The organism is Aphanothece microscopica RSMan92 (assembly GCF_046613545.2).
Lineage (GTDB): Bacteria > Cyanobacteriota > Cyanobacteriia > PCC-6307 > Cyanobiaceae > NIES-981.
Genome location: NZ_JBKKKY020000005.1, coordinates 25,904 through 52,311, shown reverse-complemented (window position 1 = coordinate 52,311; position 26,408 = coordinate 25,904). Strand labels below are relative to the sequence as shown.

Genomic DNA, 26,408 nt, shown 5'->3' with positions numbered 1-26,408 from the left:
AGATGCGGTGCCTGGCGGGATATTACCGATCAGATTTTGGGAACACCAGAGCTACGGACAGTTCCTGATCAGCCCTGCTTCGGCGCCGGCGGCGGGGTGGGCGGCGCTGGCGGTTTGAGGCCATCCTTGGGAGCCTTGTAGTAGGTGAGCAGCAACTTGAGCTCCGGCTGGGTGAGCTTGACCTGTGCCGCCCCGGCTGATGGGGTTCCTGGGGGCGCAGGCACCTCGACCAGAGCCATGGCGAACTGGCTGGGCTCCACCAACAGGCTGAGCTTTTCCACCGAACGCACGAAGGCCAGCAGGCTTGGGTAGGGGCCACGGGCAGTGAGCAGCACCTTCTCGGAGGCGAGTCCAGCCTCCTCCAGAGGCGGCAGCTTCGGAGGTGGAGCCTGGTTGGCCTGGCCCTGGGAGGGCTGTTGGGCGGCCGGCGGCGGGGCCACCACGGGTTCGTAGAGCTCGAGCTGAATGCCGCTGCGGCCTGCCTCGCGATCGACCTGGGCCAGGAAGGTGAGGAACTCGCCACTGCCCTGGATCAGGGAAAGGATCTTGCGTTGCTTCCGCTCGGCGTCCTCCTGGTCGGCGGCGGATTTGGCCAGCTGGCTGCGCAGCAGGGGGATCCGGGCCTGCAGGGCCTGGAGCTCGGCCAGGCGCTCGGAGTCGCTCTGCAAACGCAGCCACTGGGGAACGCCGAGGGTGCCAACCACCACGCCGGCAAGGAGCACACCGACGCCGATGGGGACACCGAGCAGGAGGCGCTGACGCAGAGTCTCGCGCTGGCTGTCAGCCGCAGCCTGAAGATTGGTCATGGCAACAAACCCTCCTTCTGGAGCAGGTCAAAGCGACGGGACAGACCTTCGGATCCGAGCTGCTCGAGGATCAGCTTCTCGGAGGCGGGGGGAATCTCCTTCCGGAAGGCCACCTGCAACTCGAAGGCGACCGGGGGAACGAAGACCTTGCCCTGCTGGGTGTCGGTGCGATCACGGCTGGCCTTCACCAGCCGGGCCCCCTGGTTGGTGTCGAGGAGGGGAGAGCGCTTCAGCTCGAGCTGGAGCGCGTTGATCCGCTCAAAGGCCTTGGGCTCCTGGGCCAGCCCCTTGAGCACCATGGTGGTCCCTCCCTGCTCCTGGGCATCGGTGAGCTGGATCCCCTCGGGAATCCGCAGCTGCAGATCCCGCAACAGGGCGGAACCGGAGCGCACGGCGATCAGGCCTTCGACGAGCTGCTTGTTCGCACCGGTCACCTGGGCGAGCTTCGCTTTCTGGGCATCGAGCCGGCTCTGATACTGCTCCACTTCGGCTTCCACCGTGGCCAACCGATCGAGCTCGGCCTGCACCATCACGCCACGCAGGAACAGCAGGGCCGTGACCCCCAGGGCCAGACCCACCAGGGTGGATCCGATCGCCAGGCCCTTGAACAGGGTCTGGCGTATGGCCGACTCGGCAACGGCGGGTTCCGCCAGGCCGAGCTCCTGGCGTTTTTCACGGAGGAGGTCGTAGGGCGAGAGGGTCATCGCGTCAACTCCACATCGGCGAGCCCCTTGAGCACCAGGGAGCCGAAGCCCCCCAGATCGACGGGTTCGATCGGGAACTCCAGGGCCTGGGCCACCGCATCGCTGCCCTCGAACGGCTGGGCCAGGAGCAGGCGGGTGGAGGAGGGGGAGAAGCGCTCCTGGCAGTAGGTGATGGACTGCGTCAGGGCAGGCACCAGAGCTTGGGATTCGAGGGGAAGACTACGTTCGAATTCAGGGGCCCCATCCACCCAGACCTCCAGCTGGTGGCGCGATGCCAGGGGCTGGAGGAGGGCGACCATTCCGCCGGGGGGTGAGGCCTCGATCGCCTCGCGAAGGCCGGCCATCCGGGCGGCCTGGGCAGGCAGGAGGTGGCGCAGGCTGCCACCGGCGATGGCGAACAGGTTGATCCAGGCCTCCACGGTGCCGCGGGGAGCCGCCACCAGCACTGAGCGCGAGGGGCTGGCTGGCACGTCCTGGATGTCGATGTAGGCCTCATCGAGGCGGAACGGCAGCTGCAGGTCGGGATTCATCTCCCGCAGAGCCTCCACCGGATCCTCCGGGATGGTCCCCGCTGGCCACTCGATCAGCCGCCACTGGCTGGCCGCCTGCGGCAGGGCGACAGCCAGGCTGGCATCCGGGGTGCTGTGCTCGAGGAGCAGGTCACCGATGAAATCACCCAGGGCATCGGCCGCGATCGGGACCCCGGAGCGGACCGTGCGGGCCGGCACCGGCGCGGTCCAGACCGGTGAATCGGCCCCCCCCGGCTTGAAGGCCTGGCCCGTGAGGACCATGGCGTCACTCAGATCGAGCAACACCAGCTTCGGAAACAGCTCGGCCCGTACAGATCGCCACCGCTCCTTGATCCCAGCCAGCACCAAGTTCCCGACCGCTGCAGTCCTGGAAAAGCTACCGAACTTTCATCGCCAGGCCAGCCCACTGCCGACCGCCTGTCCGAGGTGGCCCAGACCATGGCGGTCCAGCTGGCGGCCGAGTCCCTCCAGGATGCGCGGCACCAGGGTGGGGCCTTCGTAGATCCAGCCGGTGTAGAGCTGCACCAGCGAGGCGCCTGCCGTGATGCGCTCCCATGCCGCCTGGGGGGAGTCGATCCCGCCCACGCCGATGAGCGGCAGGGCCGGCCCCGCCGTGGCCCGCAACCGGCGCAGCACCTCCAGTGCCCGGGCTCGCAGCGGTGCCCCACTGAGTCCGCCGGCTTCCTCCGCCAGGGTTCTGCCGGTCTGCAGCAGCCGTCGATCCTCCAGGCCCAGCCGGTCGAGGCTGGTGTTCACCGCGATCACCCCGGCCAGGCCCTCCTCGTAGGCCATCCGGGCGATGGCATCGATCGCGTCGTCCTCCAGATCGGGGGCGATCTTGACCAGCAGCGGGGGACAGGCCGGCAGGCGACGCAGCCGTTCCACCAGCCGGCGCAGCAGGACTTCGTCCTGCAGATCACGCAGCCCGGGGGTGTTGGGTGAGCTGACGTTGATCACGGCATAGTCCGCCAGGGGAGCCAGCAGCTCCAGCGAGGCCGCGTAATCGTCGGGAGCCTGCTCCAGGGCCGTGAGCCGGGACTTGCCGAGGTTGATACCGAGCACCGCAGGCCGCTGACCGGGCGCAGGCATGCGCTGCCGCTCGAGGGTGCGGCGCGCCGCCTGGGCCCCCCGGTTGTTGAAACCCATCCGGTTGAGCGCCGCCCGCTCCTGGGCCAGTCGGAACAGGCGCGGCCGTGGATTCCCGGGCTGGGGGTGCCAGGTGATCGTGCCCAGCTCGGCGAAGCCGAAGCCGAACAGGTGCCAGATCGCCGCGGCCACGCCGTCCTTGTCGAAACCGGCGGCCAGACCGACCGGGTTGCTGAAACGGCAGCCGAACAGACTCTGCGCGAGACGGGGGTCGCGATGGCCCAGCTCACCGCCCAGTCCTTCCAGGGCACCACTGACCAGCGGCCAGTGGCGGCGCAACGCCGCCTGGCCCAGGGCCGCGAGCGTCAGCTGGCTGAGCTGCTCGGCATCGGCGCCGGCATCCTTCGCCAGCAGAGGGCCGACGAAGCGGGTGTAGAGCGTGCCGGTGGCAGCCTCCTGCCGCGAACTCCCGTCTCCACCGGCATCCCCCATCACAGCCGCTCAGTCCTGCTCGACCAATCCTGACGTGCCACGCCGCAGCCGCCAGCGGCCCTCCGCCAGGGGCTCGACCCGCCAGTCCCGCCAGGTCCAGGCAGCGGTGCGGCGTTCCAGGCTGCGCAGGGGCTGCTCCACCAGCTGGGCCAGCTCCACCAGGGTGAGCCCGTAACCCTCCGCCGCCAGCCGATCCGCCAGCTCAAGGCGGCTGAGCAGGCGCTGCAGGGGTGCCGGCGCCGCGTCGAAGATCTGATCCTGGGAGATTGACGGCCCACCGGCGTCCGCCGGGGGCCCACCCGCCAGGGACCCACCCGCCGGGGGCACGTCAGCCTCCAGCCTTGCAGTGGCCAGCACCTCCCCGGCCACCAGCGGCGGAATGCGGCCGCGGGAAAAGGCGACCGCGATGGCGTCGCAGCGCTCATTGTCGGGATCGCCGCTGTGCCCCTTCACATGGCGCAGCGGCACGTCGCGGAGGCGGGCGCGATCCAGCTGCTCCCAGAGGTCCCGGTTCAGCACCGGCCCACCGGAAGCCGTGCGCCAGCCCTTGCGCTTCCAGCCCTGGATCCACTTGCCCAGCCCGTCGATCAGGTAGCGGCTGTCGGTGCGGATCGCCAGATCAGGGTGGCGGGGGAGGTCCCGCAGGGCTTCGAGCACCGCCAGGGCCGCGGTCAGCTCCATGCGGTTGTTGGTGGTGGCGGCCTCCGCCCCCCCCATCTCATGGACGGAACCGTCCTCGAACCGCAGCAGCGCTCCCCACCCGCCGGGGCCGGGATTGCCGCTGCAGGCGCCGTCACAGGCCGCCGCCACAACTCTGACCGGCTCATCCGCCACTGGACACTCCAGAAAAGTTCGCTAGACAGGCTCTCTGAACCACTGTCGTGCCCCGCAGGGCAGGAGCGCAGCCATGCCCTTCAGGCGTGCGATCAGTCGCCAGCCCAGTCCCAGCCGCAGCCACAACCCCAGCCACAACCGCATTCAGCTTCGAACCTATCTGGCCGTGGTGGCCGGCTGCGTCGGCGCCACGGCCGCCGTGCTCGGCACGGTATCGGCTGAACGGGTGCAGGCCTCCGGCCTCTTCGGCAGCCAACCGATCGCCGAGGGTCAGGCGATCGCCCTGGCCCAGCCCCTCGCCGGCAACCGCTGGAATCTGATCGTCCTGGAGCAACTCCAGCCTGAGCCGCCCTGTTGGCGGCGCTTTCCCGACGGGACCGTCATCACCTACGACACCGATGTTCCCGAAGGGGTCTGCGGCCGGTACCTCTCCAGCAGCGCCTATTCCCTGCGGGCAGCCGACACCGACCTGGCCAATCCCTGGCGGCTGCGGGTCGAACAGGCGAACGGGCGCCTGCAGCTGATGGCCAGCAACCCCCAGCAGTCGACCCTGATTCCCGTGGCCAGTGGCCCCGCCCCAGCCTCGGGCCTGGCGGAGCTCACCCTGGCGCCCGGCTGGAGCTTCCAGCGCCGCACCTATGGGGAGGAAGCCCTGCGCCATCTCTACATGGCCCATGCCGAGCCCCTGCCGGTGCTCCTGGCCCGGGCCCGGGGCGGCGGTGACACCCTGGCGATGCCCGCCGTACCGCCGCCACCCTCCATCGATCGCCCCGGCAGCAGAACCCTGGCCAGCCTCGACCGCCCGCGGCGGGGATTGACCTCCAGGACCTCGCCGGAGAGCTCAGGATCGCGGCTCTCGGCTGAAACCGGCGTGATCGCCCTGCAGGTCGTTCCCTACCGCCCCTGAGCACCGCCCCCAGGAGGGCTTGCTGGCCAGCAGCCCCTTCGGCCCAAGCCCAGTTGCGAGAGTGTCCCAGCTCCCATCTCCCCGACTGATGGCCTCCCTAAGGTTCTGGAGTGTGAGGAGTGAGGGACGACTCTTCAGGGTCGAAACGAGGACAGACTCCTGAAGACCGTTCCAACTTCCAGCCCCGCCTTCGGCGGGGCTTTTTTCTTGGCTGCATGCTCCTTGGCTGCAGAGCCCCGGATCGGCGTGGGCAGGGAGCGCCAACAAAAAAGCCGGCCCAGGGGCCGGCTGTCGAGGAGAGGCACAAGCGCGGGGGCGGCACGGGGCCACCCCGGAGCGATCACTTGATCGACACCTTGCCGCCGACCTCTTCGAGGGTCTTCTTGAGAGCCTCGGCATCGGCCTTGGCGATGCCCTCCTTGACCGCCTTGGGAGCGGCTTCCACCAGGGCCTTGGCTTCACCGAGGCCGAGGCCGGTGGCCTCGCGGACGGCCTTGAGCACCTTGATCTTGGCCGAATCTTCGAATCCCTCGAGGATCACGTCGAATTCGGTCTGTTCTTCGGCGACCTCGGCAGCCCCACCAGCGGCGGGAGCAGCCATGACGACGCCGGCGGAAGCGGCGGCGGAGACACCGAAGGCCTCTTCGATCTGCTTGACGAGCTCGGAAGCCTCAAGCAGGGAGAGGGTTTTCAGCTGTTCGAGAATTTGGTCGGTAGTAGCAGACATGGTTGGGAATCAGCAACAGATCTGTGTTGGACAGTCGGATCGGTTGAGCTCGCAAGGCACGGGGATGGCGCCTGGGCAGACCTCAGGAGGCCTGACCCTTGCCATCGGCGTGCTGCTGGAGCGCCCGAGCGAGACCGGAAGGAACCTCGTTGATGCCCACGGCCAGCTTGGTGGCCACGGCGTTGATCGCACCAGCGATCTGGGCCATGAGCACCTCCTTGGAGGGCAGATCTCCGATGGCCTTGATGTCGGACTGGGAGAGGAGCTTGCCTTCGAAAAGACCGCCCTTCGTCTCCGACTTCTTCGTGTCCTTCTGGAAGGACTGCACGGCCTTCACCGCACCACCCACGTCGCCCTTGACGAGCACGAAGGCGTTGGTGCCGGTGAGGAGGGAATCGAGATCCGACCAGGCGCTGTTGCCATCAATGGCCCGACGCATCAAGGTGTTTTTGGTCACCTTGCACACGCCGTTGCTGGCCTGCAGACGGGTCCGCAGATCAGTCATTTCCTTGATGGAGAGGCCCTTGAAATCAAGGACCAGCGCCAGTTCGGCCTCGCCGAGGAGCCCCTTGAGCTCGTCGACGATCTGTTGCTTGTTCTCCAGCGTGCGGCCCATAGGAAAGGATCGGATCGGGGGAACAAGCCGGGTACGCGGCCCTGGACGGCTGTCAGGGAGATTCCAGGGAATCACCGCCTGACAACTCGAGGCCGCTGCATGCTCCGGACCCGATCCGAGCGTCCGGCGGAGCAGTTCCGCTGGAGAGCCGGGGGCTGAAACCTGTCGCGTTCACCTCGGCAGGGCTTATGGCAGGGGTCGACCGGCGAACCGGCTGATCCTCACCAACCTGCTGTCTGGGGTAGGGCGCGTGCCCTTCTGGCAGAAGCCAGACCAAGACCTTAGACCATCACCATCCCGGCAGCGTTCCCCTCCGCCCCGCTCGCCCTGCCATGAAAAAGCCGGCCTTCGGTGGGAAGGCCGGCCCTGCGGAGGAGCGGGAGGTCGGAACCGGTGCCGGCCTCAGGACTCCTGCTTGAGGTCCTGCAGCGCCGAGAAGTCGACCTGCACCGACGGACCCATGGTGGAGGTCACGTACAGGGAACGCCAGTAACGGCCCTTGGCGCCACTGGGCTTGTTCCTGTCGATCGTCTCCTGCAGGGCCTTGAGATTGTCGAGCAGCTTGGCGGGCTCGAAGCTGGCCTTGCCGAAGCGCACGTGCACGATGCCGGTGCGGTCGGCGCGGAACTCGAGTTTGCCGGCCTTGAACTCACTGATGGCGCCGGCCAGGTCGGTGGTCACGGTGCCGGCCTTGGGGTTGGGCATCAGGCCGCGGGGACCGAGCACCCGGCCGAGCTTGGCCACCTTGGGCATCATGTCCGGGGTGGCGATCAGCAGGTCGAAGTCCATCGCGCCACCGGCGATCTGCTCGACCAGCTCGTCATCGCCGGCGAGGTCGGCTCCGGCGGCCTTGGCGGCAGCCACCGCCTCACCACGGGCGATCACGGCGATGCGGATGCTCTGACCGGTGCCGTGGGGCAGGGCCACGGTGGTGCGCAGCTGCTGGTCGGTGTACTTGGGATCGATCCCGAGACGCACGTGGGCCTCGATGGTCTCATCGAACTTGGCGTTGGCGTTCGCCTTCACCAGTTCGATGGCCTCCAGGGGCTCGTAGGCGCGCTCGGCGACCTTGGCCTCGAGGGCGGAAAAACGCTTGGAAACTTTGGGCATGGCGGTGATGGGGTGCGGGCGATGCAGGGCGGCAAGGGGCGCTGGGCGCCGCGGGCGGCTGGCTGGATCTCCCCCGGTGATGGGAATGGAACGGTTCAGTCGTTGACGGCGACGCCCATGTTGCGGGCGGTGCCTTCGATGATGCGCATGGCCGACTCCACGCTGGTGCAGTTGAGGTCGGGCAGCTTGGTCTTGGCGATCTCCTCGAGCTGGGCGCGGCTGATGGCACCCACGGAACCCTTGGCGGAGGTGGCGGCACCCTTCTCGATCCCGGCTGCCTTGGAGATCAGCACGGAAGCGGGGGGGGTCTTGGTGATGAAGGTGAAGCTGCGGTCTTCGAAGACCGAGATCTCCACCGGGATCACGTAACCGGCCTTGTCCTGCGTGCGGGCGTTGTACTCCTTGCAGAACGCCATGATGTTGACGCCGTGCTGACCGAGGGCGGGGCCCACCGGTGGCGCCGGGTTGGCTTTGCCGGCCTGGAGGGCCAGCTTGATCACGGCTACGACTTTCTTGGCCATCGTCTCGAACTACTGGGCGGGTCTGCGGATCACCTCCGCTGAGGGAGGCGGTGAAGGAACGGCCGCCCTCCGCAGGGAGACGGCCGCTGAGCCGGGGCCGAAGGCCTAGCTCTGCTTGCTGATCTGGGAGAACTCCAGTTCCACCGGTGTTTCGCGGCCGAAGATGGAGAGCAGGGCCTTGAGCTTGTTGCGCTCGCCGGACACCTCGATGACCTCGCCCTGGAAGTCCTTGAACGGACCCGCAGTCACGAGGATCTGATCCCCCTCCGCCAGGTCGACCTTGACCACGGGCTTCTTCTCGGCGGCACGCTTGAAGATGCGGTCGACTTCCTGCCGGCTCAGGGGGCGGGGCTTGATGTGGCCCCGGGCCCGGGCCGTGGCACGCCGCTCCTCGGCACCCACGAAGTTGATCACGTTCGGGGTGCTGCGCACCGCCATCATCGTGTCCTCATCGAGGACCATCCGCACCAGCACGTAGCCGGGGAAGACCTTCTCCTCGGTGCTCTGACGGCTGCCGTCCTTCTTGAGTTTCACCCCGGGGGTCTGGGGAATCTCGATCTCGAGGATGCGGTTGTCGACCCCGAGGGTCACGGCCCGCTGCTCCAGCGTGGCCTTCACCTTCTTCTCACAGCTGGAGGCCACCTGCACGGCATACCAGCGGGCGACCTGACGCTTCTCCCCAGGCTGGTCGCCCGCAGGCTGATCCTGGCCGGCTTCGCCGGACAGCTCCGTGGACACCTCGGCGCCGATCTCGGCGATGTCGACTTGGCTCTCGGACAGGATCTCGGACACGGTGCTCAGGGTTGGGTTGCTCAGGGAGATGGAGAGGGAATCGGTGAACGTGGAACGTTCTTCAGCCGAAGATCTGGGAGGCAGCCCAGCCGTAGAAGCGGTCGATGGCGGCAATCGCCGCGGCCGAGAGCCCCACCATCAGGATCACCGCCACCGACTCACTGAACAGCTGCTGACGGCTGGGCCAGACCACCTTGCGCAACTCACCCAGGGTGGCGGCGCCGAACCCGCCGGAAGCCGGGGGGGCCTCCGAGGGGGCAGCCCCCCCGGCCACGGGATCGGCTCCAGAAGACAGCTCCGAGCGGTCCTCGGAGCGGTTGGATTCAGCAGGGATGGGATCGGACACCACTTCGGAAACCCCGGGCGCTGGCGCACGCGGGAATCCGCGCGTCTCGGCAAACGACCACCCTACCGGACGCTCTCACCAGGCTCCGCCCGGGGCTCGAACAGGGGCTCGAAGCAGAGGGGCGCCGCCGGGTCCTCGGCCAGGGCGAGCCGCACGCCCCGCGCCGCGGCGTAGCGATCCTCCAGCAACTCCGTCGCCAGGGGATTCTCGATGCGACGGCGCAGCACCCGCCGCAGCGGGCGGGCCCCGTACTCGGGCTCATAGCCCTGCTCGGCGAGCACCCGCACCACCGGCTCCTCCACCACCAGCTCCAGCTCCTGCTCCGCCAGCAGGCCGGCCAGCTCGGCCAGCTGGAGCCGCACGATCCGTTCCAGATCGGCCTGGGCCAGCGGACGAAAGCGGATCACCTCATCGATGCGGTTGAGGAACTCCGGGCGGAAGCGGGAGGCCAGCGCCTGGTCCACCGCCTTCTCCAGCTCCCGGGCGTCGAGGCCCCCCCGGGCGTGCTCGAGGATGGAGCGGCTGGCCAGGTTGCTGGTCATGATCACCACGGTGTGGCGAAAGTCGACGGTGCGGCCCTGGGAATCGGTGAGCCGGCCATCATCGAGCACCTGCAGCAGCAGGTTGAACACCTCGGGGTGGGCCTTCTCCACCTCATCCAGCAGCACCACCGCATAGGGACGCCGCCGCACCGCCTCGGTGAGCTGGCCGCCCTCCTCGTAGCCCACGTAACCGGGTGGAGCCCCCACCAGCCGGGCCACGGCGTTGCGCTCCATGAACTCGCTCATGTCGAGGCGCACCAGGGCGTCCTCCTCGTCGAAGAGCGCGGCCGCCAGGGCCTTGGCGAGTTCCGTCTTGCCCACGCCGGTGGGGCCCAGGAAGAGGAACGAACCGACCGGCCGCCTCGGCGACTGCATGCCGGCCCTGGCCCGGCGGATCGCCGCCGCCACCGCCGCCACCGCCTCGGGCTGGCCGATCACCCGCTCCCCCAGGCGACTGTCGAGCTCGAGCAGTTTCTGGCGTTCACCCGCCAGCAGACGCTGCACGGGGATGCCGGTCCAGCGGGCCACCACATCGGCGATGTCCCCCGGCTCCACCTGCTCCCGCAGCATCGCGTCGGTCTGCATCTCGGCCTCCAGCGCCGCCCGGCGCTGCTGCAGGCCATGCAGCTGGTCGTACTGGAGCCGGGCCGCCTCCTCCAGATCCCCCTGGCGCTCGGCCTCGGCAATGGCGTGGCGCAGGTCCTCGTCCCGCTGCAGCAGCTCGCGCAGCTCGTCCACCCGAGCCCGTTCGGCCTGCCAGCGCTGCTGCAGGGCCTGCAGCTTCTCGGTGGCCCTGCGCCGCTGCTCCTGCAGCTGGATCCGCTCCGACTCGGGCGCGGTCTCGGCGGAGAGCAGGGCCAGCTCGACGCGCCGCAGCGCCACCTCCGCCTCCTCCACGGGTTGGGGCTTGGAGGTGACCTCCATCCGCAGGTTGGCGGCCGCCTCATCCACCAGATCGATGGCGGAATCGGGCAGGCAGCGGTCGGCGATGTAGCGATCGGCCAGGCGCGCCGCGGCCACCAGGGCGCCATCGCTGATCGTGACGCCGTGGTGCAGCTCGTAGCGCTCCTTCAGCCCGCGCAGGATCTCCACGCTGGTTTCGAGCCCGGGCTCCCGGATCACCACCTGCTGGAAACGGCGGTCGAGCGCCGGGTCCTTCTCGATGCTGCGGCGGTACTCCTCCGGGGTGGTGGCACCGATGCAGCGGAGCTCGCCGCGGGCCAGGGCCGGCTTGAGGATGCTGCCGGCATCGCCTCCGGAGCGATCGCTGCTCACGACGGTGTGCAGCTCGTCGATGAACACGATCACGCCAGGGTCGGCATCCCGCACCTCGGCCAGCACCGTGCGCAGGCGCTCCTCGAACTGCCCGCGGAACTTGGCCCCCGCGATCAGCGCCCCGAGGTCCAGGGCGACGAGCCGCTGGCCCCGCAGGGAGTCGGGCACCTCGCCGGCCACGATCCGCTGCGCGAGGGACTCGGCCACCGCCGTCTTGCCCACACCGGGTTCGCCGATCAGCACCGGATTGTTCTTGCTGCGGCGGGAGAGCACCTGGATGAGGCGGCGGATCTCGGCGTCGCGCCCGATCACCGGGTCCAGCTCACCGGCCTGGGCCGCGGCGGTGAGGTCCCGGCCGTAACGCTCCAGCGCCGTGGGCTCGGGTCCTTCGGCCTCGAGGCGAAGGGCGGGTGGGGAGCCCGCTGCCGCAACGGTCCCGTTGGCCGGGGATGCCGCGGGGGCCGATGCAGTGGCTGCCGTCGGGGCCGGGCCTGTGGCGGTGGGCTTGGAGGTGGACGAGGCTGTGGCCGAGGAGCGGACCAGCCGCTCGGATCCCACCCGCCGGGCGGCACCGCCAGGGGTGCGGCCATCGACCCAGTCATCGGCGGGCTCGGGGGGCTCGCCGAGGGCCGCCCGGGCCGAGGATGGCGGCCGCAGCTGGCGCAGCACGGTGTCCTCCGTGAGCCCCTCGCCGGCCAGCAGGGCCGCGCCGATGCGGGGCTCCTGCACCAGGGCGAGCAGCAGATGGGGAACGTCGAGCAAGCGGGACCCCCAGCCCGCCCGCCGGCGGTCCGCCTCCTCGAGCAGGTCCTCGAGGGCGTCGCCGATGAACAGCTGATCACCGCTGCTGGTCGGCTGGTCGGCGCAGAAGGCCTCCAGGCGATCGAGCAGGGTGTCTTGATCGACAGGCATCCGCTCGACCCAGCGGCCGAAGCGCCGGTTCATCAGCAGGGTGAGGAGCAGGTGCTCCACATCCATCACGTCATGGCGCCAGCGGCGGGCCGTGTCCTGGGAGGCCAGCAACAGCTCCCAGGCGTCCTCGCTGAAGCGGTCGGGGTCGCTGGTCAGGCTGGCGCCGGGTTGGGCCATCAGCGCGCCGGGATCAGGCCGCATCGGTCAGGGACCCCAGCTGGATCAGCTCCACCTTGTAACCGTCGGGATCCTCCACGAAGGCGATCACCGTGCTGCCGTGCTTCATCGGCCCGGGCTCCCGGACCACCCGCCCCCCCTTGGCCGCGATCGCCCGGCAGGTGGCGTGGATGTCCTCGACACCAAGGGCCATGTGGCCGTAGCCCTCACCGAGCTCGTAGCGGTCGGTGTCCCAGTTGTGGGTGAGTTCCAGCACCGTGTTCTCGCTCTCCTCGCCGTAACCCAGGAACGCCAGGGTGAAGCGGCCCGTGGGGTAGTCCTTGCGGCGGAGCAGCGTCATGCCGAGCACGTCGGTGTAGAAGGCCAGGGAGCGCTCCAGGTTCCCCACCCGGAGCATGGTGTGGAGCAGGCGCATCGGCGAGACGGCATCGGGGGCATCGTCCCTCCATTCTGGCCAGCCACCATCGAGCCAGTGCTCGTTGGCACATATGGGGGGGAGGGGGTGACCCATAGGATCCACCCCTGAGAACACCAAGGCACGCTTCCGTGATCGACTCCCTCGACCTCGTGATCGACACCGTGGTGGCCCGTGAGGTGCTCGATTCCCGCGGCACCCCCACGGTGGAGGCGGAGGTGATGCTCGAAGGTGGGGCCAGCGGCCGCGCCATCGTTCCCAGCGGTGCCAGCACCGGCGCGCACGAAGCCCATGAACTCCGCGATGGCGGCAGCCGCTACATGGGCAAGGGCGTGCTCCAGGCGGTGAGCAACATCGAGGAGAAGATCGCCCCCAGCCTCTGCGGCCTCAGTGCCCTCGACCAGGCGGCCGTCGATGCGGCGATGCTCGAGCTGGATGGCTCCGACAACAAGAGCGCCCTCGGCGCGAACGCCATCCTGGCGGTGAGCCTGGCCACCGCCAGGGCGGCGGCCAACGGGGTGGGCCTGCCCCTCTACCGCTACCTGGGCGGCCCCATGGCCAGCCTGCTGCCGGTGCCGTTGATGAACGTGATCAACGGCGGGGCCCACGCTGCCAACAGCCTGGATTTCCAGGAATTCATGCTGGTCCCCCATGGGGCTGCCAGCTTCAGCGAAGCCCTGCGGATGGGCACCGAGGTGTTTCACACCCTCAAGGGCCTGCTCAAGGACCAGGGCCTGAGCACCGCCGTGGGAGACGAGGGCGGCTTCGCCCCCGATCTGGGCAACATCGCCGCCGGCGAGATCCTCGTGCAGGCGATCGAGCAGGCCGGTTACCGCCCCGCCGACCAGATCTCCCTGGCCCTGGATGTGGCCAGCACCGAGTTCTACCGCGACGGGCGCTACGCCTTCGACGGCGGCAGCTACACCAGTGCCGAGATGGTGGACCAGCTCGCCCAGCTGGTCAGCCGGTTCCCGATCGTCTCGATCGAGGATGGCGTGGCGGAGGACGACTGGGACGGCTGGGCACTGCTGACCGAGAAGCTGGGCAGCACCGTGCAGCTGGTGGGTGATGACCTGTTCGTGACCAACACCAGCCGCCTGCAGCGGGGCATCGACCTGGGGGTGGCCAATTCGATCCTGATCAAGGTGAACCAGATCGGCTCGCTCACCGAAACCCTCCAGGCCATCGACCTGGCGGGCCGTGCCGGTTACACCAGCGTGATCAGCCACCGCAGCGGCGAGACGGAAGACACCACCATTGCCGACCTGGCCGTCGCCACCCGGGCGGGCCAGATCAAGACCGGATCGCTCAGCCGCAGCGAGCGGGTGGCCAAGTACAACCAGCTGCTCCGCATCGAGGATGAACTGGGGAGCCAGGCCACCTACGCCGGCGCCGAGGACCGCGGCCCCCGGGGGAAATAGGGGTCAGCGGGTGGCTACAGCTCAGTCGCCGCTGGGCGGAGCGGGGGGCGCGGCCATCCCCGGCAGCTGATCCAACCGGCCGTCGCGGGCCAGCCGCGCCTGCAGCTTCAGCCAACCCAGACCGACCGGCAGCCCCGCCACAAGCGGGATGACCACCAGGGTGGGGCGGGTGCTCACCGCCAGCAGGGCTGCGGCAACGGCCAGGCCAGCCAGCAGCATGGACTGGCCGGCGGACTGCTGGGCCAGGGCGAGGCGTCGCAGCAGACGGTCGGTCTCGCCGGCACGGATCTGCACCTGCAGATCCCCCTGCTCGATCCGCGCCAGGCTTTCATCCAGCCGGCGCGGGATTCCGAGGGCACGGCTGCCCACCTGAGCAGCCTGGCGGGAGATCTCCCCGAGCAGATCGTTCCCGCCGGCACCGCTGGAGGTCATCAGGGGAAGGAGGTAGGGGCGGGCAATGGCGACCAGGCTAAAGCCGGGGTCGAGGCTCCTGCCCACCCCTTCGAAGGTGGAGAGGGCCCGCATCACGAAGATCAGCTCAGGAGGCAGGCGGAAGGGCTGGCCGTAGACCAGCTCGTAGAGGTCCCCGGAGAGCTTGTTCAGCACATTGGCGGAGAAGGGTGGGGTGAGGGCCTCGTTGAGCATCACCCGCACCAGACGACGCACGGGCCCGGGATCGATGCCTGGCGCCAGCACGCCGGCGGCCTGCAGCTCGGCCACCAGGCCAGCGGCATCGCGGCCGGCAGCTGCCCGCACCATGCGGCCGAGGCGGGAGCGGAGCCGCCCCGACAGCTGCCCCATCATCCCGAAGTCGTAGTAGATGAGGGCACCGTCGGCCGCCACGGCGAGGTTGCCGGGATGGGGATCGGCATGGAAGAAGCCGAACCGCACGAGCTGCTGCAGGTAACTGGCGGCCCCCTTCTCCGCCACTGCGGCAGGGGCGATGCCCGCGGCCACGAGCGCCTCACGGTCGGTGATCTTGATGCCCGGCACGTAGTCGAGACAGAGCACCCGCCGGGAACTCAGCTCCCACACCACCGCGGGGATCCGAATGCCGGGGTCGTCGAGAAACTGCTGGCGGAAGCGGGCGGCATGCTCCGCCTCGAGGCGGAAGTCGAGCTCGCGCAGCAGCACCCTGCGGCATTCCTGGGCGATGCCCACCCAGTCACGGCCCCGGCCCCAGCGGGGATGGCGCTGCACAACGCGGGCCACCTGCTGCAGCACCTCCAGGTCCAGGCGGAAGAGCCGCTCCAGGCCAGGCCGCTGGACCTTCAGCACCACCTGGCGCCCGCTGCGCAGGCTGGCCCGGTGCACCTGGGCCAGACTGGCGGAGCCGAGCGGCACCTCCTCCAGGTCGATGATCTCGGCGCAGCGTTCCCCGAGCTCCTGCTCCAGCAGCTGCTGCACCACCTCGAAGGAGAAGGAGGGCACCCGATCCTGCAGGGCGGAGAGCTCCTCGACGAGCTCGGCGGGCAGCACATCGGGACGGGCGGAGAGCAGCTGCCCGAGCTTGATGAAGGCCGAGCCCAGGCCCAGAAACTCGCGGGTCAGCCAGCGGGCCCGGCGCCGGGCCCGCTGGCTGCGGCGTTCGGGCGTGGGCCCGCCGGGGTAGGACCAGCGCTGGCCATCCCACCAGAGACCGACGGCGAGCCGCAGCGCCAGCCACCAGATGCGCAGCGGGCGCCGGATCACGGGCGCTGGTCCAGTCGACGGTTCAGGCCGGCGACCTGGGCGCGCAGGGCATCGATCTGATCCTGAACGGACTCGGGCGGCTCCCCCGCCCCATCCCGGTGGGCCGGGTGGTCCCGTTCATCCCGCTCCAGCCGGTCCGCCTCCTCGGCCACCTCCTCCCAGAAGAGCTCGAATTCCTGGCGAAGCCGCTCGGGCGCATCCTGAACGGCCAGGGCCAGATTGGCCGCGGCATCCACGAGCCCACTGCCGAGGCGGGCTCCCAGCCGCGCCAGCGCGGCCTGCATCAGGGTCTGGGGCGCCGGCATGGAGCCTTCACTGCTGCTGGAACTGTGCCAGATGGGGATGACCCGCTGCAGCTCAGGGTTCCCCCGGCGAGGGGAGTGCGGGGGCCTGAGGGGCCCCCTCAGGCTCCGGGCCCGGATCCGGAAGCGCTGGCTCGAGGGGTGCCTGCTGGACAGGTTCAGCCGGCTCGGCCGACCTGGCCTCCTCGGCCTGGAGCTGGGTCTGGCGCCGCTGCTCGTCCAGCTCCTGCTGGCGCTGCTCTTCCTTGCGCTTGGCCTCACGCTGTTTGGCCTGCTGCTCCAGCTCCATCAACTCCAGATCGCCGCGGATCTCCTTGGAGTCACTGCCGAAACGCAGACGCAGACTCTCCAGGCTGGTGCCGGGAAACTCCCGCACCTCGAAACCCTGGCGCAGCTGCACCAGAGCGGGCAACTGCAGCGCCAGCAAGCGCTGGGTGACCCCATAGCCCAGGCCGAAGCAGAACCCAGCCACGAGCGGACCTCGCCAGCGGCTGCGGCGCAGGGGCCGGGGGGACTGGGCAGGGCGGGACTGGGCCATGGACAGGAGGCTAGGTCGTGTAGTCGGCGTTGATGCGCACGTACTGATCCGAGAGGTCGCAGCCCCAGGCGCGGCCCCGGCCGGGGCCCTCGCCCACCACCAGGCGGATCAGCACGGTGTCGCCGCCGGCGCCAGTGCCGCCGAGGTAGGCGCCGGCGGCCCGATCCTTCAGGTACCGGGAGGCGGCCGGGCGGTCGAACGCCAGCGGCTGACCCGCCGCCATCAGCTGGTGCTCGCCCAGCCAGAGGGCCACCGCCTCGGGATCGAAGGCGACCCCCGCCCGACCCGCCGCAGCCACGATCCGACCCCAGTTGGGGTCACGGCCGTGGACGGCACACTTCACCAGCGACGAGCCGCAGATGGTGCGGGCGATGGCCCGGGCGCCGGCCTCATCGGCGCTGCCGTCCACCTGCACCTCGATCAGGCAGGTGGCGCCCTCGCCATCGCGGGCGATCGCCTGGGCGAGGTGCTGCGACACCGCCGTCAGGCCGGCCTCCAGGGCGTCGAAGTGCTCGGGGCCCAGGGGCTCACCGGCGGCAAACGCCAGGAACGTGTCGTTGGTGCTGGTGTCGCCGTCCACCGTGATCGCGTTGAAGGAGCGCTCCACCGCCCGGCGCACCATGCCCTGCCACACGTCGGCCGGCACGCCGGCATCACAGGTGAGATAGCCGAGCATGGTGGCCATGGCGGGGTGGATCATCCCCGAGCCCTTGGCCATGCCGCCGAGCCTCACCTGCCGGCCGCCGAGATCCGCCTCCAGGGCGATCTGCTTGTCCACCAGATCGGTGGTGAGGATCGCCTGGGCCGCCGCGGCGCCCCCCTCACGGTCGAGGGCCTCCACCAGGGGGTCCAGGCCCGCCAGCAGGGTGTCCATCGGAATCGGCACACCGATCACCCCGGTGGAGCAGATCAGCACCTCCTCGGCCGCCAGCCCCAGCCGATCGGCCAGGGCTCCGGTGGCGCGCAGGCTGTCGATCAGGCCCCGATCGCCCGTGCAGGCATTGGCCTGCCCCGAATTGGTCAGCACCGCCCGGGCCCGGCCGCCGCTGGCCGCCAGCCGCTCGGCACAGAGGTCCACGCAGGCGGCACGCACCAGCGAGATGGTGAAGGCGCCGGCACAGACGGCGCCCTCCGGCGCCAGCAGCAGGGCGAGATCGGGATTGCCGGAGGGCTTGAGACCGGCGGTGAGGCCTGCGGCCAGGAAGCCAGCGGGGGCCGTGATGCCGCCGGCGGTCGGGGTCCATGGATGCGTCAAGGGGCCGTGGCCGCTGGCCCCATCCTGACCTCGGGGCCATCCTGAGGGTCGATCCATGGGCGGGAGCGGGCGATGGACCTCTGGCAGCGGGCCCGCGGTGAATTCGTCGACGTCATCGACTGGAGCGAAGACGGCAGCGACACGCTGGTGTGGCGCTTCCCGCGCCAGGGCAACGCGATCAAATGGGGCGCCCAGCTGATCGTCCGGGAAGGCCAGCAGGCGGTGCTGGTGAACGAGGGGCGCGTGGCGGATTGCTTCACACCCGGCCGCTACCGACTCGAGACCCGCAACCTGCCGCTCCTCACCACCCTGCTGGCCCTGCCCACCGCGTTCGAAAGCCCCTTCAAGGCGGAGGTGTACTTCGTGGCGACCCGCCAGTTCACCGACCTCAAGTGGGGCACGCGCCATCCCCTGATCCTGCGCGATGCCGAGCTGGGACCGGTGCGGCTGCGGGGGTTCGGCACCTACTGCCTCAGGGTCCGGGATCCGCAGCAGCTCATCCGCGAGGTGAGCGGCAGCAACCCCCGTTTCCCCCTGGAGGGCATCAGCGAGCAGCTGCGCAACCTCATCGTGAGCCGCCTGGCCGACCTGCTGGGGGAGAGCAGCCACCCGGTGCTGGATCTGGCGGCCCGCTACGACGAGGTGGCAGCGACACTGCAGCGGCGGCTGCAGGCCGAATGGGCCGGCTACGGCCTGGAGCTCACCACCCTGCTGGTCGAGAACCTCTCCCTGCCGGCGGAGGTCGAGGCGGCCCTGGACCGGCGCACGGCCATCGGCCTGACCGGCGACCTGGCCGCCTTCCGCACCTACCAGGAGGGCATCGCCCTGGAGAAAGCGGCTGAGAACCCATCAGGTGGAGCCGCCGCCGGCGCCGGCCTGGCGATGGGCTTCGCCCTGGGGGAGCGGCTCGCGCCACCTCCACCCCCGCCGCCGCCGTCTGCCCCCGAGGAGCCCGACGGTCCCACCCCCAGCCCATGACCTGCCCCAGCTGCGGGGCCCCGCGTCCGCCGCGCGGGGTGGTGTGCGCCTACTGCGGCACCCGGCTGGATCTCGACCTGCGGGGGTGGGCCCACCTGCAGGCCGGCGGGGTGAGCACGGACCTGCAGTGCCCCGACTGCGGCACGTCGCTGGAGGTCCTTCAGCTGGGCCCTGCGGGGACGATCAGCCTGGGACGCTGCCCGGACTGCATGGGACTGTTCCTGCCCCTCGGCAGCCTGGAGCTGTTGCTGGATCAGGCCGTCGGGCGGGTCTGGAATGTGGACCACAGCCTGTTGCAGACCCTGGCGGATTCGCCCCGGCGATCGGCCGCCCCGGTGCGTTACCGGCCCTGCCCCCGCTGCGGCGAGCTGATGAACCGGCGGCTTCAGGGCCAGCGCAGCGGTGTGGTGGTGGACCAGTGCCGCGACCACGGGCTGTGGCTGGACGCCGGCGAGTTGCGGCAGCTGCTGGAGTGGGCTCGGGCCGGCGGAGTGCTGCTGGATCAGGAGCGGCAGGCCCAGCAGACCCGCGAGCGGCAAGTGGATGCTCCAGCAACGTGGGGGAGCCCGGCGGAGGGGTCCGGTGAGGAGATGGACCTCTCGACCTGGCTGATCAGACTGTTGCGGCAGCTGTTCTGATCCCCTTGATGCCCACTGCACCGTCCGGCCCCCTGACGCTGGACGCCGAGGTGGCTGCGGTCTGCCGCAGGCTGGCCGGCAGCCTGTTCCCCTGGGACACCACCCGGGCCCTGGAGCTGGCCCTGCTCAAGACGTTCTGCCTGCCCTCGATCTCAGGCCTTCTGGCCCGGACCGGTGAGTTCACGGAACGCCCGCGCAAGCGTTACGACGACACGGGACTGATGATGGCCGAACTGCTGCGCTGGGGGCCGGACAGCGCCGAGGGACGGGCGGTGATCCATCGCATGAACCGCATCCACGGCGCCTACGGGATCAGCAACCACGATTTCCTCTATGTGCTCTCGACCTTCGTGGCCGAGCCGATCCGCTGGCTGGAGCGCTACGGCTGGCGGCCGCTCCAGCAGCAGGAGCGGCAGGCCTGGTTCCGCTTCTGGGATCACGTGGGTGCCCTGATGGCCATCCAGAACCGCCCCGCCAGCCTGGAGGCGATGCTCAGCCTGAATGGGGAGGTGGAGGCGAAGCTGTTCCGCAGCGCCCCCAGCAACCACCGCGTCGCCGAGGCCACCCTGGGGATGCTGCTGGCGGAATGGCCTGAGCCGCTGCGCCAGCCCCTGGCCACCGTGCTGCGGGGTGTGCTCGACCCCGAGGTGCTCGCCAGCCTCGACTGGCGGCCGGCACCTCCCTGGCTCGCCAGGGTGCTGCGTGCGGGCCTGTGGGGCCGAAGCCGGCTGCTGAATCTGCGCCAGAGGATCTGGCCGCCGCGCCGCACCCGCTTCTATTCCGAGCGGTCCACCCCCAGCTATGGGTCCAGCTTCCAGCTGGAGCAGCTGGGTCCACCCGCCTTGCTGCCCCGGCTCAACAGCCCGCGCTGGGACAGAGCGCAGCACGGAGCGCAGCGTCGCATCGGCCTCACCGGCGGCATCGCCACGGGCAAGAGCAGCGTGGGCCGGCTGCTGGCAGAGCAGGGCCTGCCGGTGCTCGACGCCGACCAGTTCGCCCGGGAGGCCCTCGCGCCGGGCAGTGCGGGGGCCCGCGCGGTGCTGGCTCGCCATGGCGCGTCCGTCAGGGAGGTGCGTGAGGGCAAGGGTCCGGAAAGCCAGTCCGTGGACCGGGCCGCCCTCGGCCGCATCGTGTTCGGTGACCCGGCCGAACGCGCCTGGCTGGAGCAGCTGGTGCATCCCCTGGTGCGGCAGCGGTTCGAGGCTGAACTGCAGCGGCTGGCGGATCGCCCGGTGGTGGTGCTGATGATCCCGCTGCTGTTCGAAGCCGGGCTGGAGGGGCTGTGCAGCGAGGTCTGGCTGGTGGACTGCGACCCGGAGCAGCAGCTCGGGCGCCTGATCGCCCGCGACGGTCTGGAGGTAAGCGAGGCCGGTGCCCGCATCGCGGCCCAGTGGCCCCTGGAGCGCAAGCGCAGCCTGGCGGATCTGGTGATCGACAACCGCGCCAGCCCCGGCGCCTTGGCGAGTGCCGTCGCCCAGGCGCTCCGGAGCGGCCCAGGCCTTCCCCCCGGAGCAGGCCCGCAGGGAGCGGCCCCATGACGGCGGGGGCGCACCCCTCACCAGCTCAGCAAGCTCACCAGGGCAACACTTTCCCGTTGGCGTGCCAGAAGGTGCCGCTCTCTTCCAGGGTGAGCCCATCGATGCGGGCCAGCAGCCCCGTCACCGCTTCCGCCGGGGAGATGCCGGAGGGGGTGAAGCCGGTCATGCCGGTGCTGACCAGGCCGGGATGCAGGATCGCCACGGCAATGCCCCTGGGCCGCAGATCGATGGCCAGCGACTTTCCGGCCATGCAGAGCGCCACCTTGGACATCCGGTAGCCGTAACTGCCCCCGGAGCCGTTGTCGCCGATCGAGCCCATGCGGCTGGTCATCAGGATCAGGCGCGATCCAGCATGCAGATGCCCCAGCAGGGCCTGGGTGAGCCGCAACGGTGCGAGGGCGTTCACCTCGAACTGCCGGCGGATGGTGGCGAAGTCGAGCGTTTCGAGGGTGTCCGACTCCAGGATGCCGGCGTTGTGAATGAGGAGGTCGATCGCCTGACCATCCAAACGGTCCCGCAGGCTGGTGATGCAGGCCTCATCGGTCAGTTCGATCCCGGCTTCGATGCCCACGCCCAGCGCCTCCAGGTCCGGGGACGGCGTGCGACAGACCGCCAGGACGTCATCGCCACGGGCCTGAAGGCGACGGCAGAGTTCGAGACCGATGCCCCGGTTGGCACCGGTGATCACGCAGAGGGCCAAACGGCAGGAGGGCGGGGCTGTCTCACTGTAGGCAGCCGTTGCAGGCAGCCCTTGTAGGCAGCGTCCCTAGATTTCCAGGGTGCGGGTGATCGAAGATGTGGGTCCGGTTCTGGGGAACGCGGGGATCGATCCCCACCACGGGTTCACAGACCCTGCGCTACGGAGGGAACACCACCTGCGTGGAGCTGCGCACCGACGCCGGTGAACTCTTCATCCTCGACTTCGGCAGCGGGGCCCGCCAACTGGGCCTGCACCTGATGGAAGCTGGGTCGCCAACGCAGCAGGGGCACATCCTGATCACGCACCTGCACTGGGACCACATTCAGGGGATGCCGTTCTTCACCCCGCTGTATGCCCGCGGGGGGGTGTGGAACATCTACGGCCCTGCCCCAACCGAGGGAACCCTGCGCGACGCGCTGGCTGTTCAGATGTCAGCCCCTTTCTTCCCGGTCACCCTGGAGCAACTCGGCGCGGAGATCCATTTCCATGACCTCGATGAAGGTGTGTTCAAGATCGGCGGAGTCAGCGTATCGACCAAGTGGTTGAATCACCCCGGCCCCACCCTCGGCTATCGCCTGGAGGCTGATGGCGTGGCGGTGGTGTACATCTGCGACCATGAGCCCTATGGGTTGGCGACGCCTTCCGCTGTTGAGGAGATCGACCCCCGCGATCAGCGCCACATGGCGTTCATGGAAGGAGCCGATCTGGTGATCCATGATGCCCAGTACATCGCCCGCGACTACGCCGAGAAGCGGGGGTGGGGCCACAGCCTTGGAGACTACGTGGTGGAATTGTGTTGCCGGGCCGGGGTACGGCAGGTGGCCCTGACCCACCACGATCCGACCCGCACCGATCCGATGATCGAGGCTTCCCTGCGGGACCTGCGGCTCGCCTTCATGGATCGCAAGAGCGTGCCCGACGTGATCGCTGCTGCCGAGGGGGAGCGACTCCGGGTTGGCACCGTGGGCACGAAACACCAGGAAGATTGGTAGGAATCCTTGCGGTGTCACCACCTCAAATGTCCAGCCCATAGCGTGGGGGTGAGCATTGGCTGAGGGCATCGGCATGACCGGACAGGTCGTCATCCCATCCACATCAGAGCTTGGCCAACTGGCCATCAACGAGCTCGACTTCCGCGAGGAGGTGATCTACTTCATCATCGTGGACCGCTTCTGCGATGGGAGCAGTGATGAAGAGGAACGGGCAGGCTTGTGGGACCGGGGGGAACGGCAGGGGCTCTATGACAAGACCTGGCTCCAGTGGGGCAAATACTGGGGTGGCAACCTCGACGGCATCATCCAGAACGTTCCCTATCTGAAGGAGCTGGGGATTACGGCAGTCTGGCTCTCGCCTCTGTTTGAGCAGGTGGATGACATGCAGTTCGAGCGCGCCCCCATGCATGGGTACTGGACAAAAGACTTCCGCAGAATCAACCCCCGCTTCATCCGCCATGATGACTGCAACACCCTGGAGCGCTCGCACACCCTCGCCGATCTTGTGCAGGCCCTTCACGGGGCCGGCATCAAATTGATCCTGGACGTGGTCTGCAACCACAGCTCACCAGACATCAACGGAGTCAAGGGAAGAGTTTATGACGACGGAGAACTGATTGCCGACTTTTATGACGACAAGAACAACTTCTATTACCACCACCCAGAGATCACGGACTGGGAAGACGAGTTCCAGCTGATCCACGGAGAGATGGCCGGGCTGGCCACCTTCAATGAAAAAAATATTGACTATCGAAACTTTATCAAATCAGCCATCAAGAGCTGGATTGACGTCGGCGTGGATGCCCTGCGCGTGGACACGCTCAAGCACATGCCGATCTGGTTCTGGCAAGAGTTCACCTCAGACATGAAGGCCCACAGGGCCGATCTCTTCATGTTTGGGGAGTATGGATTCGGCAAACCCTGGGACGCACGAACCGTCGCCTATGCCAACGACACGGGCATGTCCATCCTCGACTTTGGCCTGTGTGATGCCATCCGCTTTGCCTTCTCCGGTTCCGAGCCTGGTGGCTTCCAGCTGGTGAACGACCTGCTCAGCCATGACCATGTCTACAAGAGAGCCAACGAGCTGGTGACGTTCATCGACAACCATGACATGCCGAGGTTTCTCTCGATCTGTCCGGACGAACGGTTGCTGGAGCTGGCGACCGTTCTGCTGTTCTGCCTGCGCGGTGTGCCCTGTGTCTTCTACGGCACGGAGCAGTATCTGGTGAACAACACGGAAGGCGGTCGCGATCCCTACAACCGGCCCATGATGGAGCAGTTTGACACAAACTCCCAGCTCTTTCGTCTTGTGGCCGCGATGTCCCAGCTCAGACGCACGAATCAGGCCCTGAGCCTGGGAGGATGCCAGGAGCGGTACATCTCAGAGGACATCTACGCCTTCGAACGTCGCTACCGGGACTCATGGGCGCTCTGTCTGTTCAACAAAGGCGAGGAGCGCACCATCACCCTTGAGGGACTCAGCCTGCCGGAGGGCCCACATCACTGCTGGGTCAGTGGAGCCGATGTGAACGTCCAGGCTGGCAAGCTGGAGTCATTGCATCTGGGTGCCCGCAGCATGCACGTGCTGGCCCAGGCCGGGCCAAGGGTCTGCGGTCCCGCGGTGGCCGTCTTTCAGCTCAATGGCGTGGATACCAAGCCCGGCGAGCACCTTGTTCTGACAGGAGACTGCCCTGAACTGGGGGAATGGGATCTGACCCGAGCCTACGGGCTGGAATACGTGAATCGGAACACCTGGATTGCGGAAGTACCATTTCAGCAAACGGCAGGCGCAATCCTTCATTGCAAGTTCGTCATTCTGGGATCCGATGGATTCTTCCAACACGAGAATCTGACCTCTCGCCGACTGCTGTTACCGCCATCAGGCCGAATCAAGTTTGACTGCGTCTGGGGATCCCACTGAAGGAGACACACCCAGAGGGAGTCATCGCCTGAAGCAGCGGCTGAGCAGAGCACCGGAGGCGCGGGATTCGCGGCTCAGCCCTTCAGCTTCTCGGCCAGGATGCGGTTGGCGAGCTTCGGATCAGCCTTGCCACCGGTCTTCTTCATCAGCTGGCCCACAAAGAAGCCCTGCAGTTTGTTCTTGCCAGCTCGGAAGGCTTCGACTTCAGCGGGATGGGCCGCCAGCAGCTCCTCCACGATCGCCGTGATCGCCGCAGGGTCGCTGATCATGCCCAAGCCGCGCGCCTCCACGATCGCGGCGGGGGAGCCTCCCTGCTCCAGGAGTTCCGGCAGAAGCTCCTTGGCGATCTTGCCGCTGATCGTGCCATTCCCGATCAGCTCGATCATGTCGGCCAGCTGATCGGGACGCAACGGCAGGCTGGCGTAATCGAGCCGGTTGGCGTTCACGTAGGCGGCGATGTCGCCGGTGATCCAGTTGGCCGCGACCTTGGGGTCGGCCCCTGCCGCCACCACAGCCTCAAAGTAGTCCGCCATCGGCCGTTCGTCGGTAAGCACCCGCGCGTCGTAGACACTCAGCCCCAGCTGCTCGGCATAGCGATGGCGCTTGGCGGCCGGCAGCTCGGGAAGCTCCGAACGCCAGATCTCCCGCTGCTCGGCCGTGACCTCGATCGGCCCGAGATCGGGATCCGGAAAGTAGCGGTAGTCGCTGCTGCCCTCCTTGGAGCGCATGCTCTTGGTGAGCTGTTTGCCCTCATCCCAGAGACGGGTTTCCTGCACGACCGGCTCACCGGCTTCGTAGGCCTTGATCTGCCGCTGGATCTCGTAGTCGCAGGCCTTCTGAATGGCGGAGAAGGAGTTCATGTTCTTGATCTCCACCTTCGTGCCAAAGGGAGCCTCAGGGCCGCGACGTACGGAGATGTTCACGTCGCAGCGCAGGGAGCCCTCCTGCATGTTGCCGTCGCTCACGCCGAGATAGCGCATGATCCGGCGGATCTCCGAGGCGTATTCGGCGGCCTCGCGGCCGGTACGCAGATCCGGCTTGCTCACGATCTCGGCCAGGGCCACGCCGGCGCGGTTGTAGTCCACCAGCGAATGGGTGGAGCCCGCCAGACGGTCGCTGCCGGCGTGCACCAGCTTGCCGGCGTCTTCCTCCATGTGCAGGCGCTCGATGCCGATGCGCTTGAGATAGGTCTCCTTGCCCTTCTCGGCCACCTCCACCTCGATCCAGCCGTCCTCGGCGATCGGCTCGTCGTACTGCGAGATCTGGTAGTTCTTCGGGAGATCTGGATAGAAGTACTGCTTGCGGTCGAACTTGCTGTGCTCTGCGATCTTCAGGTGCAACGCCATGGCGGCCTTCACCGCATACTCCAGCACCTTCTGATTCAGAACGGGCAAGGTGCCGGGAAGGCCGCACACGACAGGATCGATGTGGGTGTTGGGGTCGTCACCGAAGGCGGTGGAGGCGTTGGTGAAGATCTTGCTGGCCGTGCCCAGTTGCACGTGGGTTTCCAGGCCGATCACCGCCTCCCAGGCGGCGGGAGGGGTTCCGCCCCCGGCCTGCCCCTGTTGCTCCACGGCTGCTGCCTGGGCCGCGCCTGCCATCTGGACTCTCCTGCACCTGTGCGTGGATCGATCCTAT

Annotated in this window: 26 protein-coding genes; 7 read left to right on the top strand and 19 right to left on the bottom strand. The window is 68.6% G+C overall.

Features of this window, described 5'->3' with window-relative positions; all coding sequences use genetic code 11:
- Nucleotides 1-68 precede the first annotated feature (68 nt).
- The 5 genes from ACLD7X_RS02580 to ACLD7X_RS02560 are packed head-to-tail and all read right to left on the bottom strand — an operon-like array spanning nucleotide 69 to nucleotide 4,452.
- Entirely contained in the window at nucleotides 69-806 is a 738-nt protein-coding gene (locus ACLD7X_RS02580; protein WP_411421896.1) for a hypothetical protein, read from the bottom strand.
- Nucleotides 803-1,510 (bottom strand): PilN domain-containing protein, encoded by a 708-nt coding sequence (locus ACLD7X_RS02575; protein ID WP_411421895.1) that lies wholly within the window; start codon nucleotides 1,508-1,510, stop codon nucleotides 803-805. Before ACLD7X_RS02575 ends, ACLD7X_RS02580 begins: the two co-directional genes overlap by 4 nt.
- Nucleotides 1,507-2,388, bottom strand: a complete 882-nt coding sequence (locus ACLD7X_RS02570; RefSeq protein WP_425625049.1) for a type IV pilus biogenesis protein PilM — start codon at nucleotides 2,386-2,388, stop codon at nucleotides 1,507-1,509. Before ACLD7X_RS02570 ends, ACLD7X_RS02575 begins: the two co-directional genes overlap by 4 nt.
- Before the next feature lie 39 nt (nucleotides 2,389-2,427).
- Nucleotides 2,428-3,618, bottom strand: coding sequence for a quinone-dependent dihydroorotate dehydrogenase (locus ACLD7X_RS02565; protein ID WP_411421893.1), 1,191 nt, complete (start codon nucleotides 3,616-3,618; stop codon nucleotides 2,428-2,430).
- A gap of 9 nt (nucleotides 3,619-3,627) precedes the next feature.
- Nucleotides 3,628-4,452: a ribonuclease H family protein gene (locus ACLD7X_RS02560; protein ID WP_411421892.1), complete on the bottom strand. Its 825-nt coding sequence runs from the start codon at nucleotides 4,450-4,452 to the stop codon at nucleotides 3,628-3,630.
- Nucleotides 4,453-4,525: 73 nt separating this feature from the next.
- On the opposite strand from ACLD7X_RS02560, the gene ACLD7X_RS02555 reads away from it, so the two are divergent.
- A complete protein-coding gene (locus ACLD7X_RS02555) occupies nucleotides 4,526-5,359 on the top strand; it encodes a DUF3747 domain-containing protein (RefSeq protein WP_411421891.1) in 834 nt (277 codons plus the stop codon).
- A 340-nt stretch (nucleotides 5,360-5,699) separates the two neighbouring features.
- Here the strand turns inward: ACLD7X_RS02555 and rplL are convergent, their stop codons facing one another.
- The 8 genes from rplL to gloA all read right to left on the bottom strand — a co-directional run bounded on the left by rplL (nucleotide 5,700) and on the right by gloA (nucleotide 12,792).
- Entirely contained in the window at nucleotides 5,700-6,086 is a 387-nt protein-coding gene (gene rplL, locus ACLD7X_RS02550) for a 50S ribosomal protein L7/L12 (protein ID WP_411421890.1), read from the bottom strand.
- A gap of 82 nt (nucleotides 6,087-6,168) precedes the next feature.
- Nucleotides 6,169-6,702: a 50S ribosomal protein L10 gene (rplJ, locus tag ACLD7X_RS02545; RefSeq protein WP_411421889.1), complete on the bottom strand. Its 534-nt coding sequence runs from the start codon at nucleotides 6,700-6,702 to the stop codon at nucleotides 6,169-6,171.
- 402 nt (nucleotides 6,703-7,104) lie between these two features.
- A complete protein-coding gene (gene rplA, locus ACLD7X_RS02540) occupies nucleotides 7,105-7,812 on the bottom strand; it encodes a 50S ribosomal protein L1 (RefSeq protein WP_411421888.1) in 708 nt (235 codons plus the stop codon).
- A 95-nt stretch (nucleotides 7,813-7,907) separates the two neighbouring features.
- A complete protein-coding gene (gene rplK / locus ACLD7X_RS02535) occupies nucleotides 7,908-8,333 on the bottom strand; it encodes a 50S ribosomal protein L11 (protein ID WP_087068222.1) in 426 nt (141 codons plus the stop codon).
- A 105-nt stretch (nucleotides 8,334-8,438) separates the two neighbouring features.
- Entirely contained in the window at nucleotides 8,439-9,059 is a 621-nt protein-coding gene (nusG, locus tag ACLD7X_RS02530; RefSeq protein ID WP_411421924.1) for a transcription termination/antitermination protein NusG, read from the bottom strand.
- Nucleotides 9,060-9,186: 127 nt separating this feature from the next.
- Nucleotides 9,187-9,471, bottom strand: coding sequence for a preprotein translocase subunit SecE (gene secE, locus ACLD7X_RS02525; protein WP_411421887.1), 285 nt, complete (start codon nucleotides 9,469-9,471; stop codon nucleotides 9,187-9,189).
- A 62-nt stretch (nucleotides 9,472-9,533) separates the two neighbouring features.
- On the bottom strand, nucleotides 9,534-12,377 hold the full coding sequence (locus tag ACLD7X_RS02520; protein WP_412006773.1) for an ATP-dependent Clp protease ATP-binding subunit: 2,844 nt from the start codon (nucleotides 12,375-12,377) through the stop codon (nucleotides 9,534-9,536).
- A 13-nt stretch (nucleotides 12,378-12,390) separates the two neighbouring features.
- A complete protein-coding gene (gene gloA, locus ACLD7X_RS02515; RefSeq protein WP_411421923.1) occupies nucleotides 12,391-12,792 on the bottom strand; it encodes a lactoylglutathione lyase in 402 nt (133 codons plus the stop codon).
- A gap of 131 nt (nucleotides 12,793-12,923) precedes the next feature.
- On the opposite strand from gloA, the gene eno reads away from it, so the two are divergent.
- Complete coding sequence (gene eno / locus ACLD7X_RS02510; RefSeq protein WP_411421885.1) at nucleotides 12,924-14,213, top strand: phosphopyruvate hydratase; 1,290 nt, start codon at nucleotides 12,924-12,926, stop codon at nucleotides 14,211-14,213.
- A gap of 21 nt (nucleotides 14,214-14,234) precedes the next feature.
- Here eno and ACLD7X_RS02505 read toward each other — a convergent pair whose 3' ends face one another.
- The 4 genes from ACLD7X_RS02505 to argJ are packed head-to-tail and all read right to left on the bottom strand — an operon-like array spanning nucleotide 14,235 to nucleotide 18,000.
- Nucleotides 14,235-15,905: an ABC1 kinase family protein gene (locus tag ACLD7X_RS02505; RefSeq protein ID WP_411421884.1), complete on the bottom strand. Its 1,671-nt coding sequence runs from the start codon at nucleotides 15,903-15,905 to the stop codon at nucleotides 14,235-14,237.
- Entirely contained in the window at nucleotides 15,902-16,210 is a 309-nt protein-coding gene (locus ACLD7X_RS02500; protein WP_411421883.1) for a hypothetical protein, read from the bottom strand. Before ACLD7X_RS02500 ends, ACLD7X_RS02505 begins: the two co-directional genes overlap by 4 nt.
- A 52-nt stretch (nucleotides 16,211-16,262) precedes the next feature.
- Complete coding sequence (locus ACLD7X_RS02495; RefSeq protein WP_411421882.1) at nucleotides 16,263-16,745, bottom strand: hypothetical protein; 483 nt, start codon at nucleotides 16,743-16,745, stop codon at nucleotides 16,263-16,265.
- Between the two features lie 10 nt (nucleotides 16,746-16,755).
- On the bottom strand, nucleotides 16,756-18,000 hold the full coding sequence (gene argJ / locus ACLD7X_RS02490; RefSeq protein WP_411421881.1) for a bifunctional glutamate N-acetyltransferase/amino-acid acetyltransferase ArgJ: 1,245 nt from the start codon (nucleotides 17,998-18,000) through the stop codon (nucleotides 16,756-16,758).
- 72 nt (nucleotides 18,001-18,072) lie between these two features.
- Between argJ and ACLD7X_RS02485 the strand changes: the two genes are divergently transcribed.
- The 3 genes from ACLD7X_RS02485 to coaE are packed head-to-tail and all read left to right on the top strand — an operon-like array spanning nucleotide 18,073 to nucleotide 21,154.
- A complete protein-coding gene (locus ACLD7X_RS02485) occupies nucleotides 18,073-18,978 on the top strand; it encodes an SPFH domain-containing protein (protein WP_412006772.1) in 906 nt (301 codons plus the stop codon).
- A complete protein-coding gene (locus tag ACLD7X_RS02480) occupies nucleotides 18,975-19,616 on the top strand; it encodes a TFIIB-type zinc ribbon-containing protein (protein ID WP_411421879.1) in 642 nt (213 codons plus the stop codon). The genes ACLD7X_RS02485 and ACLD7X_RS02480 overlap by 4 nt, the downstream gene beginning before the upstream one ends.
- A gap of 8 nt (nucleotides 19,617-19,624) precedes the next feature.
- A complete protein-coding gene (gene coaE / locus ACLD7X_RS02475; protein ID WP_411421878.1) occupies nucleotides 19,625-21,154 on the top strand; it encodes a dephospho-CoA kinase in 1,530 nt (509 codons plus the stop codon).
- A gap of 34 nt (nucleotides 21,155-21,188) precedes the next feature.
- Here coaE and ACLD7X_RS02470 read toward each other — a convergent pair whose 3' ends face one another.
- Nucleotides 21,189-21,854, bottom strand: coding sequence for an SDR family oxidoreductase (locus ACLD7X_RS02470; protein ID WP_411421877.1), 666 nt, complete (start codon nucleotides 21,852-21,854; stop codon nucleotides 21,189-21,191).
- A 95-nt stretch (nucleotides 21,855-21,949) separates the two neighbouring features.
- Between ACLD7X_RS02470 and ACLD7X_RS02465 the strand changes: the two genes are divergently transcribed.
- Together ACLD7X_RS02465 and ACLD7X_RS02460 are read left to right on the top strand one after the other, a co-directional pair.
- The gene (locus ACLD7X_RS02465) at nucleotides 21,950-22,846 is read left to right on the top strand and encodes an MBL fold metallo-hydrolase (protein WP_412006771.1); all 897 of its coding nucleotides are present in this window, start codon (nucleotides 21,950-21,952) and stop codon (nucleotides 22,844-22,846) included.
- A 73-nt stretch (nucleotides 22,847-22,919) separates the two neighbouring features.
- The gene (locus tag ACLD7X_RS02460) at nucleotides 22,920-24,770 is read left to right on the top strand and encodes an alpha-amylase family glycosyl hydrolase (protein ID WP_412006770.1); all 1,851 of its coding nucleotides are present in this window, start codon (nucleotides 22,920-22,922) and stop codon (nucleotides 24,768-24,770) included.
- A 74-nt stretch (nucleotides 24,771-24,844) separates the two neighbouring features.
- Here the strand turns inward: ACLD7X_RS02460 and gatB are convergent, their stop codons facing one another.
- Nucleotides 24,845-26,371, bottom strand: a complete 1,527-nt coding sequence (gene gatB / locus ACLD7X_RS02455; protein WP_411421875.1) for an Asp-tRNA(Asn)/Glu-tRNA(Gln) amidotransferase subunit GatB — start codon at nucleotides 26,369-26,371, stop codon at nucleotides 24,845-24,847.
- Nucleotides 26,372-26,408 lie beyond the last annotated feature (37 nt).

What these genes read in the sequence shown, in the direction of transcription:
- ACLD7X_RS02465 (WP_412006771.1), top strand. Translation starts at nt 21,950, where the DNA reads ATGTGGGTCCGGTTCTGGGGAACGCGGGGATCGATCCCCACCACGGGT.
- ACLD7X_RS02575 (WP_411421895.1), bottom strand. Translation starts at nt 1,510, where the DNA reads ATGACCCTCTCGCCCTACGACCTCCTCCGTGAAAAACGCCAGGAGCTC.
- ACLD7X_RS02460 (WP_412006770.1), top strand. Translation starts at nt 22,920, where the DNA reads ATGACCGGACAGGTCGTCATCCCATCCACATCAGAGCTTGGCCAACTG.
- ACLD7X_RS02485 (WP_412006772.1), top strand. Translation starts at nt 18,073, where the DNA reads ATGGACCTCTGGCAGCGGGCCCGCGGTGAATTCGTCGACGTCATCGAC.
- gloA (WP_411421923.1), bottom strand. Translation starts at nt 12,792, where the DNA reads ATGCGCCTGCTCCACACCATGCTCCGGGTGGGGAACCTGGAGCGCTCC.
- rplJ (WP_411421889.1), bottom strand. Translation starts at nt 6,702, where the DNA reads ATGGGCCGCACGCTGGAGAACAAGCAACAGATCGTCGACGAGCTCAAG.
- ACLD7X_RS02500 (WP_411421883.1), bottom strand. Translation starts at nt 16,210, where the DNA reads ATGCCGGCGCCCCAGACCCTGATGCAGGCCGCGCTGGCGCGGCTGGGA.
- ACLD7X_RS02555 (WP_411421891.1), top strand. Translation starts at nt 4,526, where the DNA reads ATGCCCTTCAGGCGTGCGATCAGTCGCCAGCCCAGTCCCAGCCGCAGC.
- ACLD7X_RS02480 (WP_411421879.1), top strand. Translation starts at nt 18,975, where the DNA reads ATGACCTGCCCCAGCTGCGGGGCCCCGCGTCCGCCGCGCGGGGTGGTG.
- gatB (WP_411421875.1), bottom strand. Translation starts at nt 26,371, where the DNA reads ATGGCAGGCGCGGCCCAGGCAGCAGCCGTGGAGCAACAGGGGCAGGCC.
- rplA (WP_411421888.1), bottom strand. Translation starts at nt 7,812, where the DNA reads ATGCCCAAAGTTTCCAAGCGTTTTTCCGCCCTCGAGGCCAAGGTCGCC.
- ACLD7X_RS02565 (WP_411421893.1), bottom strand. Translation starts at nt 3,618, where the DNA reads ATGGGGGATGCCGGTGGAGACGGGAGTTCGCGGCAGGAGGCTGCCACC.
- ACLD7X_RS02520 (WP_412006773.1), bottom strand. Translation starts at nt 12,377, where the DNA reads ATGGCCCAACCCGGCGCCAGCCTGACCAGCGACCCCGACCGCTTCAGC.
- rplL (WP_411421890.1), bottom strand. Translation starts at nt 6,086, where the DNA reads ATGTCTGCTACTACCGACCAAATTCTCGAACAGCTGAAAACCCTCTCC.
- coaE (WP_411421878.1), top strand. Translation starts at nt 19,625, where the DNA reads ATGCCCACTGCACCGTCCGGCCCCCTGACGCTGGACGCCGAGGTGGCT.
- ACLD7X_RS02580 (WP_411421896.1), bottom strand. Translation starts at nt 806, where the DNA reads ATGACCAATCTTCAGGCTGCGGCTGACAGCCAGCGCGAGACTCTGCGT.
- rplK (WP_087068222.1), bottom strand. Translation starts at nt 8,333, where the DNA reads ATGGCCAAGAAAGTCGTAGCCGTGATCAAGCTGGCCCTCCAGGCCGGC.
- ACLD7X_RS02495 (WP_411421882.1), bottom strand. Translation starts at nt 16,745, where the DNA reads ATGGCCCAGTCCCGCCCTGCCCAGTCCCCCCGGCCCCTGCGCCGCAGC.